The sequence below is a fragment of the Pararobbsia alpina genome, assembly GCF_902859895.1.
In the GTDB taxonomy this organism is placed as follows: Bacteria; Pseudomonadota; Gammaproteobacteria; order Burkholderiales; family Burkholderiaceae; genus Pararobbsia; species Pararobbsia alpina.
The window spans coordinates 1-8,252 of record NZ_CADIKM010000091.1 but is presented as its reverse complement, the minus strand read 5'-3'; the positions used below and the strand labels follow the sequence as shown (position 1 = coordinate 8,252).

At 58.4% G+C, this 8,252-nt stretch carries 8 protein-coding genes and 2 pseudogenes; 2 read left to right on the top strand and 8 right to left on the bottom strand.

The annotated features are described in order from the left end of the window. The 7 genes and pseudogenes from HV670_RS31610 to HV670_RS28800 form a co-directional block, all read right to left on the bottom strand. Nucleotides 1–123, bottom strand: a pseudogene (locus HV670_RS31610) (D-alanyl-D-alanine carboxypeptidase); the annotation flags it as partial. Nucleotides 124–898: 775 nt separating this feature from the next. Then, nucleotides 899–1,015 carry a hypothetical protein gene (locus HV670_RS31605; RefSeq protein ID WP_246258069.1) on the bottom strand — a complete coding sequence of 39 codons (117 nt, stop codon included), beginning with the start codon at nt 1,013–1,015 and terminating at the stop codon, nt 899–901. A gap of 247 nt (nt 1,016–1,262) precedes the next feature. Beyond that, nucleotides 1,263–1,604 carry an FAD-dependent monooxygenase gene (locus tag HV670_RS31600; RefSeq protein WP_343054518.1) on the bottom strand — a complete coding sequence of 114 codons (342 nt, stop codon included), beginning with the start codon at nt 1,602–1,604 and terminating at the stop codon, nt 1,263–1,265. A 1-nt stretch (nt 1,605) separates the two neighbouring features. After that, on the bottom strand, nt 1,606–2,247 hold the full coding sequence (locus HV670_RS28815; protein WP_217478551.1) for an isochorismatase family protein: 642 nt from the start codon (nt 2,245–2,247) through the stop codon (nt 1,606–1,608). A gap of 297 nt (nt 2,248–2,544) precedes the next feature. Next, complete coding sequence (locus tag HV670_RS28810) at nt 2,545–3,186, bottom strand: HD domain-containing protein (RefSeq protein ID WP_175108363.1); 642 nt, start codon at nt 3,184–3,186, stop codon at nt 2,545–2,547. A gap of 320 nt (nt 3,187–3,506) precedes the next feature. Next, a complete protein-coding gene (locus HV670_RS28805; protein WP_246258067.1) occupies nt 3,507–4,292 on the bottom strand; it encodes a pirin family protein in 786 nt (261 codons plus the stop codon). Nucleotides 4,293–4,535: 243 nt separating this feature from the next. Further along, nucleotides 4,536–5,177 (bottom strand): isochorismatase family protein, encoded by a 642-nt coding sequence (locus HV670_RS28800; protein WP_217478551.1) that lies wholly within the window; start codon nt 5,175–5,177, stop codon nt 4,536–4,538. Nucleotides 5,178–5,404: 227 nt separating this feature from the next. Here HV670_RS28800 and HV670_RS28795 point away from each other — a divergent pair, with 227 nt between their 5' ends. Further along, nucleotides 5,405–6,382 carry a LysR substrate-binding domain-containing protein gene (locus HV670_RS28795; RefSeq protein ID WP_175108361.1) on the top strand — a complete coding sequence of 326 codons (978 nt, stop codon included), beginning with the start codon at nt 5,405–5,407 and terminating at the stop codon, nt 6,380–6,382. Nucleotides 6,383–6,654: 272 nt separating this feature from the next. On the opposite strand, the gene HV670_RS28790 is transcribed toward HV670_RS28795, so the two are convergent. Beyond that, complete coding sequence (locus HV670_RS28790; RefSeq protein ID WP_175108360.1) at nt 6,655–6,900, bottom strand: hypothetical protein; 246 nt, start codon at nt 6,898–6,900, stop codon at nt 6,655–6,657. A 973-nt stretch (nt 6,901–7,873) separates the two neighbouring features. Between HV670_RS28790 and HV670_RS32510 the strand changes: the two are divergent. Next, a pseudogene (locus HV670_RS32510) lies at nt 7,874–7,996 on the top strand (phosphohydrolase); the annotation flags it as partial. Between the last annotated feature and the right edge of the window lie 256 nt (nt 7,997–8,252).

Below are 8,252 nucleotides of genomic sequence, written 5' to 3'. Positions count from 1 at the left end.
GCGCCGGCGCAGGCCGGAGCCGTCGTGCAGTACCGAGACATCCATCCCGTGAGTTTGCAGGAGGCGGCGCAACAGATCACGCACCACGGGATCGTCGTCGACGACAAGAACATGAGGTTTCATGGGGGCATTCTAAAACTGCTGCCCATCCGTGGGAGGTGTTCCGGCCTAAAAATCCAGCCCGAACGCCCGTTTTTTACCTTGCCGAGTCTTGCCGCCTGGTTGATTTGCGGATCCGGCCCAGTCAGTTCAAGGTGCCGGGAGGCCGCGGAAACGCCTGGATCACACTGTCTCGGTGTCACAGTGAGCATTGATGCTTGCATCTCGTTGGCCAAGTGCTCGGCGGTCTCGAAGATGTGCATAACGTCACCGCGTAGGGTTTTTTTTGCCGTGTGCTCGACACTTCGTGACTGAAGCGGTTCATGGTCGACGTGTTCGAACCCATTGCTTCGTTGTGCATGCACAAGTCCCCGCCATGCCGGAACCTAAGGGTGTCTCAAGACGGAGATAGGGTTCACGCATTTTTGTAGCGCGCTTCGCGACTTCTTTGGCGAATTCATAAAGGCGCTTGTCTCGTCCTCGAAGGGGAATGGAATTCTCGGGATGTTCACTGAGAGAATCCGCGGTTGGTGATCAGTTCGGGGTTGCGCGGGAGTTGAAGCTTGCCCTTCAATGTACGTCGTCCGTGGCCTTCGGTGTAGCAGACAACAAAAAAGCCCGTCGGCGACGGGCTTTCTCTGAGACTTCACTTATCTTCGCTTACCCGTTTGAGAACGTGTTTTTTCCACGATTGTTACGAAACGACAGCGCTAGTAACGAACTACTTTCGCGACTCCGGAAGCGGCCCGGCGCGCCGCGTCCGCTTTCCTCCGTTTTCTGGCTGCGGAACTTGCGTTGCCTACTGCGTTTCAATGGATAACTCAGCGATTCCGTTCAGGACGAGATCAAAGCGCCATGCGAGGTTCACGCGTCCGCGGATGCCCGAGCACATCTCTTGCCCCATGAACGGCGGCATCTGCTGGGCCGCATCACCCGCGACGAGCGCCCTCCCGACGTTCCACTTTTCCGCAATCAGCTAACGGAACTTGTAGACGGCATGGCGAACCAGCGTCGCGTCTTCCGGCTTCAACCATGGAGAAAGGAGTTCCCAAACCTTTTCTGGTTTCTGGAGGTCCTCGATAAACTCATTGGGCATGCGCATGAATTCCCAGCGCCGGTCCAGGACCGCCAGGGACCATCGTGGTCGGGCGCGCCGGATTGCACTACTGATTAATGTCCGGAACGTCCAGTGATACACCTTCATTGGGCTTTACGTCGATGACCAGCCAGTCCTCCTGGAAACCGAGGTCTTCGAACGTGATGCCCAGAGACTTGCGTATAAAGCGGTTCGCGCCATCAGCGGCTACCACGTACCGTGCGCGAACTGTCTGCGTTCTTTCCGCTGTCAAGCGACGTGAACGTCGCTGATGCTGCCCCGCCGGTTGGTAATTCACTTGAAAGAGGGTGCGAAGGCACCGTGAAAGAGCCCGTGGGCGGATCATGCGCATCGGGCTTGCTGCTCTCGCGGCAAAAGAACATCGTCGATGCGCACGATCTGCGGCCAAATCAGCGCGTGCCTTCCTGCAAGCCGAGCAGTTGCCATTCCCACTTCAAGCCGTGCCCGAAGCCACCGCCGCGCTTTTCGAACAGCTTCACCACCTGCTCGGCCGTGTCCGCCCGGCTCCAGTCGCGTTGCACTTCGCTGACATAGCTGACGGTCGACAGCGGCCGTGCGCCGGCCTGCACCATCCGTTGAACAGCGCGCTCGTGCGCTTCGACGCTGCTGGCGCCCGAGGCGTCAGTGACGATGTAGACCTCGAAGCCGGCTGCCAGCGCAGACAGCACGGGCATCGTCAGGCAGACCTCGGTCCACAGACCCGCCATCACCAACTTCTTCTTGCCCGTGTTCTTCACCCATTCGCGCACGCGCTCGTCGTCCCAGGCATTCAGGCCGAAGCGGTCGATGGGCTGTTGCTCCGGATGCACCGCCTGCAGTTCGGCAAACATGGCCTGACGTTCCGCGAATGCCGTCGTGAACAGGGTCGGCACATTGAAGATCTTGGCGCCCTCGGCCAGGAAGGTCGCATTGTTCACGACCGTTTCGACGGAATGCGAACGCACAGTCAACAACTGCAGGTATTGGTGGTCGATTAGCATCACCGCGTGGTTGTCGGGGGTCAAAAGCGTGTCGTCGGTATTCAGAGTCATGGTGTTCATTCTTGAAAGAGATGGGAAAATGTGCCTGCCGGCGTCCTCGTTCGCAGGTGTCGCGATCGGCAAGACCCTCGCGCCGCACTGTCTACTCAACGGACCCCTCGCTGCTCATTGGGCCGTGCCTGCTGCGATCTGGAATGAATGTTAGATATAGGATGATTGACGCCGTAGTGCGCTATATTTGCCGTCCTAGGACATCGACGAACGCATGTAGCGGGTGATGCGCCGTGTAATTCACTTTCGACAAGACCGCAAATTCTCCCGCGCGGCATAAGGCTAGCGGGAGATGTCTCAACCAAACCAAGCCGATGTCCGAATCACGCTGCAGAAGTTCCCAGCGTGGAAATGAGGGTCTTTATCAGCGATTACGTCGGCCTTAACGTTACCGAACGTAGTGTCCGGCTTGTGCTTGATGCCGTCGTAAAACGTCTGAATAATGTCTTCCTTGAAGTGACTCCCACGCGGATGAGCGTGGACTACGGCCTCTCGTTCGGTGTCGCTATATTCAGAGTAAGTCAGACCGAGCACGTCCATTTCCACCCCTGCTGTGACCAAAGCAATGACAGGGTGCATGTGCTGAGGAATGCCTGGCGTGGTGTGGAGCGCTATGGCAGTCCACACGGTATCGATATTTTTCTGGCTGATTCCATGCTTTTTCAGAAAGTCACGCGCGGCGTTCGCACCATCTACCTCGAAGCGCTCGCAGGCGCTGCTGTGCTGGTGGGTCAGGCCCATGTCGTGGAACATGCAGCCGCAATATAACAACTCCGGGTCAAACTTCAGTCCACGATGCTTGCCCGCCAGGGCGCCGAAGTAGTACACGCGACTGGAATGATGAAATAACAAGGGGGAAGCGGTGTCCCGAACGAGATCAGTTATCTCGCGGGCAAGTTGACTGTCGGGGATGGTGATTCCGTCAACGTTCAAGGACATATTTAATCTCCATTTCGGTATGGCATCAATTGGCGCTGTCACCAGTAAGGACAGGCGAGTAAAACAAGTATGGCTGTTTAAGTACGACTCGCTGCGAGTCGTACTACAGGCACTATGACCGAGCACCGGCATCGTGGCGCGTTATATGTTGTGAAGAGCTACGAAGACATGTTAAGCGGCATGCCATGGCTGTGACGTTTTGGTGTGCACTGGCGCCCGGCCCGAGTCGCCGAAAAATTACAGCGTAGATGAGGCCGATGCAGCACATCTGAAGATCAGCGGATTGGCTGATCTGCGACAACCACGGCACTTATCGTCCGCTAAGTTGCCGATACGTTGAATTTCCCCGCCTTGAAGTCCGCAAAGGCCTGGTTGAGTTCCGCCTGCGTATTCATAATGAACGGCCCGCCTGCAGCAATAGGCTCGTGAAGCGGGTCGGCATGCCCAAACAGAATGATGGAATCGTCCTTGGCCTCTAGTTCGACGACGTCACCGTCATCACGCAACTCTGCGAGATTGAACTCCGTTACACGCTCCCCCTCGATGGCGATATTGCCGCGAACGACATACAGAAAGACCCGCCGCCCCGCGACGCCCGGGAATTTCACATGGCCACCGGCTTTCACCCGGACCACGGACATGAACGTGTCAGTGAGGGACTCAATGGGGCCGCGGAAGCCCGACCATTCGCCGGACACCAGTTGAACCCGACCCGTGCCGTCCTGCGTGGGAATAGACGGAATACCATTTTCCTGCACGCCAACATAACGCGGCTGGGTCATCTTCAGTTTGGCCGGAAGGTTGAGCCACAACTGGAGGATCTCCAACTTGCCGCCTTGCTCCATGAAACTCTGCGGCGAAAGCTCGGCATGTACGAGGCCGCTACCTGCGGTCATCCACTGCACGCCGCCCGCATCGATGATGCTCTCATGGCCGCCGGTATCCGAGTGCGCAAGGCTGCCTTCCAGCACAAATGTCACCGTCTCGAAGCCCCGGTGCGGATGCGGGCCGAACGGCAAGCCGCCGTTATGAGGTGCGTAGACTTGCGGGCCATGATGGTTAAGAAAAAGAAACGGATTCAAATCCGGTAGGTCGGGACCGGGCAAGGGACGTCGCGTCTCCAGATCCCGGATGTCGTCACGGTGGGCGAGATGGATTGCCTTGAGTGTGCGGTTTGTCATGATGTGCTTCCTTGTGGGGGCCGGCCGCCAGCCTGCTCCGCCTGTGGGTGACTCAGTTGAAAGAGGGTGCGAAGGCACCGTGAAAGAGCCCGTGGGCAGATCATGCGCATCGGGCTTGCTGCTCTCGCGGCAAGAGAACATCGTCGAGGCGCACGATCTGCGGCCCCATCAGCGCGTGCCTTCCTGCAGGCCGAGCAGTTGCCATTCCCACTTCAAGCCGTGCCCGAAGCCACCGCCGCGCTTTTCGAACAGCTTCACCACCTGCTCGGCCGTGTCCGCCCGGCTCCAGTCGCGTTGCACTTCGCTGACATAGCTGACGGTCGACAGCGGCCGTGCGCCGGCCTGCACCATCCGTTGAACAGCGCGCTCGTGCGCTTCGACGCTGCTGGCGCCCGAGGCGTCAGTGACGATGTAGACCTCGAAGCCGGCTGCCAGCGCAGACAGCACGGGCATCGTCAGGCAGACCTCGGTCCACAGACCCGCCATCACCAACTTCTTCTTGCCCGTGTTCTTCACCCATTCGCGCACGCGCTCGTCGTCCCAGGCATTCAGGCCGAAGCGGTCGATGGGCTGTTGCTCCGGATGCACCGCCTGCAGTTCGGCAAACATGGCCTGACGTTCCGCGAATGCCGTCGTGAACAGGGTCGGCACATTGAAGATCTTGGCGCCCTCGGCCAGGAAGGTCGCATTGTTCACGACCGTTTCGACGGAATGCGAACGCACAGTCAACAACTGCAGGTATTGGTGGTCGATTAGCATCACCGCGTGGTTGTCGGGGGTCAAAAGCGTGTCGTCGGTATTCAGAGTCATGGTGTTCATTCTTGAAAGAGATGGGAAAATGTGCCTGCCGGCGTCCTCGTTCGCAGGTGTCGCGATCGGCAAGACCCTCGAGCCGCACTGTCTACTCAACGGACCCCTCGCTGCTCATTGGGCCTTGCCTGCTTGCGATTGGAATGAATGTTAGATATAGGATGATTGACGCGGTAGTACGCTATATTTGCCATCAGCGTTCTATTTGGGGAACGACGAGGACATCCTTGCATGATCTGAATGAGCTGTTTTTCTACGTCCAGGTGGTGGACAGCGGCGGTTTCGCGCCGGCGGGACGAAAGCTGGGCATACCGAAATCGAAACTGAGCCGGCGGATTGCCCTGCTGGAGGAACGCCTCGGTGTGCGGCTCGTACAGCGCTCAACCAGACACTTTGTGGTGACGGAGATCGGCCAGGATTACTATCGCCACTGCGTCGCGATGCTGGTGGAAGCTGAAGCTGCGGAGGCGGTGATCGAGCAATCCCGCGCCGCGCCTCGAGGCATCGTGCGTCTAAGCTGTCCTACGGGCCTGGCGGCACTCGGAGTGGGAGAAATGGTCGCCCGGTTCATGATGCAAAACCCCCAAGTTCAGGTCCACATGGAGGTCGCCAACCGGCGCGTCGACGTCGTCAGTGAAGGATTTGACATCGGGTTGCGGGTGCGCTTCCCGCCGCTTCAAGACGCCGATCTCGTGATGAAGGTGCTCGGAGACAGTTCCCAGCGCCTGGTTGCACATCCCGTCTTACTGGAGAGATGTGCGCCAGATTTTTCACCCGAAGAGCTTGGACGTTTGCCTAGTCTGGATCTTGGGCCACCGATGCACGAACACCGTTGGAGCCTCGAAGGGGCTGACGGCAGCCGGCTCGAAATCAATCATCGACCCCGGCTCGTCACGACCGATCTGGCCACCTTGCATCACGCCGCACTACTTGGTGCCGGCGTCGTGCAACTGCCAGAGATTCAGGTGAGGCAGGATCTGCTGCAGGGTCGTCTGGTAGAAGTGCTTCCCTGCTGGTTGCCGCGCAGCGGCATCATCCACGCGGTGTTCCCGTCCCGGCGCGGACTGCTGCCGGCGGTGCGCCATTTGATTGACTTTCTTGCCACCGAATTTGCTGCTCAAGCGGATGCCGAATGTGCCGCCCGGGAGGTGCAGCTCCGCACGCACACACGTAGCGCGCCCCGGCGAACAAGGGAATCTGCGTGATCGCTATCGGCCCAGATAGAGCCCCGACGTGTCTGGCCGCGCAACCGGCCAATCCGAGCAGCGCATCGGTAAATGGTGTGCGTACCGGTGTGATTCGCGCCAGATCGCGCGCGGCGTCGGGCAGAGATAACGGAGGTTTTGTTCCCGTCACGGCATTGAGTGTGACCTGCGAATGCGCCGATGCGATCTGCGCATCCAAGGCGCACGCAAAATCCGTTCGAGGTTCGGCCCGACAGGCAACACTTCGTGTAAAGGAGCATCTGCTGCGCGCTTCATTCAATAGAAAACAACTCACGGCCCGATTCGTCGGAATCGGGTGGGCGACTTAGATCGCCCAGCAGGCGCTTCACTGTCTTGAGATCGGACGTGTCGAATCCTTCCGTAAACCGACCATAAATCCCGGCGAGCATGTCATGCGCTTCCATTCGGTGGTCTTGATCGGACAGCAATCGCGCGAGCGTCAAAGCGCCTTGGCGGAAGGTCTGGCGGCGCTGGAACAGTGTAGTAGTGGGTGGCACGTACTTCGTCCCGACATTCTCCGCTCCAGATGAAGGAGCTCACGACCAGTCCAATGCAGAGGGTGACCGGATGCTTGAACTCGTCAGCCTCGTGGATCGTTTGACGCGCAACTTTCGCCGCCTGATCCGGGCAACCTATGAAGCCATAGCGTTCGTGCGAGACGGAACAGCGCACGGATACGGTGGTCGCAGCCGAATTGGATCATGTTGATGCGCGGGGACGCGACCGGGTGAACCAGAAACGGCGCGCGAAACGGGGGCGACAAAGCAGTAGCCTCTGCAGAGGAATTTGTCACATACCTCGCGCCGGCCTGCCCGTCGCCAGGCGCCTTGCGAAGGCTGACCATTTGCTGCAACGTCGACAGGGCTGTTCAGCCGGGAGCCCTCACAAACTAGGCTCGTGTTTCCTACTTTACGCTGGAAACGTGACGAAACGACGCCACTAGAGGTTACGTTAGGGAGCCGGGTAGGACGTTTTTCCACCGCTCTTCATAGACCTCTTCGATGAGCCGCGATCATGGGTCCTCATAGTGCAAAAGCCGACCCTTGGCCGAAAATTCTCGATTTGCTGTGCCAATGTTCCGAGTGCGGAAATGCGGCAAGCCATCCAGGGCGAACGACGACGCCGATCGAAGCTGCAATTATTCCCTCGCGTGCACTGCAATGCGTCGATGCTGCCGAGTCGGCCTGAGGCCCACATCACAGCCATGGCATGCCGCTTAACATGTCTTCGCAGCTCTTCACAACATATAGCGCGCCACGATGCCGGTGTTCAATCATAGTGTCCTGTAGTACGACTCGAAGCGAGTCGTTACTTACAGCCGCACTTCGTATGTCTTACTCGAACCTTTCTATCGCCGGTGGCAGCGCCAATTGATGCCAGACCCCAATGGAGATAAATTATGTCCTTGAACATTGAGGGAATCACCATCCCCGCCAGTCAACTTGCCCACAAGATAACCGATCTTGTTCGGGGCTTAAACACAAGCCGGACACGACGTTCGGTAACGTTAAGGCCCACGTAATCGCTATTAAAGACCCATTTCCACGGCGGCAACTTCTGCAGGTGATCCGGCCATCGGCTAGGCTCGGTTGAGATATTCTCCCGCTAGCCTTCGGCCGCGCGGGCGATTTTGCGGTTTTGTCGCAAATGGATGCGCGGCGCGGCGCCCCTACACGAGTTCGTCGATATCCACAGAAAGACCGGGTCCGGCATAGCCGGTCCTGTATACGGTCCCCAAAAGAGGTATGTCCATGAAGAAGCTCACCACTGCATTTGGCGCCCCCGTCGTTGACAATCAAAACGTTCAGACTGCGGGTCCGCGCGGTCCGATGCTGTTGCAGGACGTTTG